The organism is Endozoicomonas sp. ONNA2 (assembly GCF_024606365.1).
Lineage (GTDB): Bacteria > Pseudomonadota > Gammaproteobacteria > Pseudomonadales > Endozoicomonadaceae > Endozoicomonas.
This window is the reverse complement of the sequence record NZ_JAHHPO010001040.1, coordinates 1-1175: the sequence shown is the minus strand read 5'-3', so window position 1 is coordinate 1175 and position 1175 is coordinate 1. Positions and strand designations below refer to the sequence as shown.

Genomic DNA, 1175 nt, shown 5'->3' with positions numbered 1-1175 from the left:
TAATTAAAAATTGGGTTTGTTGGGTGAGCAGTGTTTTGTTTTTGGGTTTGTTGGGTCCGTTGGAGGTCAGTGCTTTGGAGTGCGAGCCACGACCAGGGACCCCTGAACAAACCGATGCAATGGGAGTGACCGTTTGTGAAAAATCGACAATAGTTAATTCATACCTTTCAAATGAGGCGCAATTTACATATCCGAGTAATGGTCTTTTTTCTGTGACCAAAGATTTCCAAATACGTTCTTGCGGCAGGTATAACTGTGACCGGGCAGCATCCTTCAATGTGCTCAGTGAGGGCGTTACACTTGTGAATAACTTGGCTAATCCTACCTCAAAAATACCTTTAACTGTTTCCATTAAACAGAAAAAAAATGGAGCAACCGTGACATTTTCGCCAGATGCTCCGGCAAATACCCCGTGTACCTCTGTATGTGACTTTCAGGGTGCAGGGCGCACGGTAAATTTTTGCGAAGAATGTCTTGACTTTGAACTGACCTTGAGTGCTGACCTGAATCAAGTCATGGAGCAAGGTACCCTGAAACAGTCCGGCTGGCATTCGGGCATATTGACTTTCACTATAAATCAAGCACCTAGCTCAGTAGGTGGTAGTGGTGATGCCGGTGTTGATCGGGTCGTTAATCTTGTTATATACCTTTTATTACCGCCCCTCATTCGGATTAGCGGCTTGCAGGATATGACGCTCAGCACTTCTTGAAGTGACGACCAAAAGTTTTGCGTATTCGCTCTGGGGGCTGGTAACTTTAAGTTGTGGCCAGATAGCAGCGAAGGCTTGGGGAATGAGTTTCAACTTAGAAACGGTGATGAATTAATACGTTACAAAATGACGCTTAGCGATGAAAATCAAACAACACAAATATCTAATTCAAATTGGTATTGGGGTTGGACGCCGTCAAAATCATTTAATTGCAACAACTATAGCAATGAAAACATGACTGTTACTATCCAGGCTGACCCCGGAGGTTCAGCTGGTAAGTACAGCGACACCATGACGCTGTATGTTGAACCTAATTGAGTTTTAACAGTTACAATCTCGTAAAACTGGGGGGCGGTCTTGAATGAGTTCAAATGCCAGACCTGCCCCTTTCATAACAGATTTACAACCTGAACCTCTGGGTTTCCTCAAACTCCCCATCAAACATCCCATATTGAATATAACCCC

At 44.0% G+C, this 1175-nt stretch carries 2 protein-coding genes; both read left to right on the top strand.

Translation table 11 applies throughout. The features are described 5' to 3' along the window. On the top strand, positions 1 to 710 hold a 710-nt coding region (locus tag KDK14_RS18435), incomplete at its 5' end, for a hypothetical protein (protein WP_257266664.1). 51 nt (positions 711 to 761) lie between these two features. Then, positions 762 to 1028: a hypothetical protein gene (locus tag KDK14_RS18430; protein WP_257266663.1), complete on the top strand. Its 267-nt coding sequence runs from the start codon at positions 762 to 764 to the stop codon at positions 1026 to 1028. The last annotated feature ends 147 nt before the right edge of the window (positions 1029 to 1175 follow it).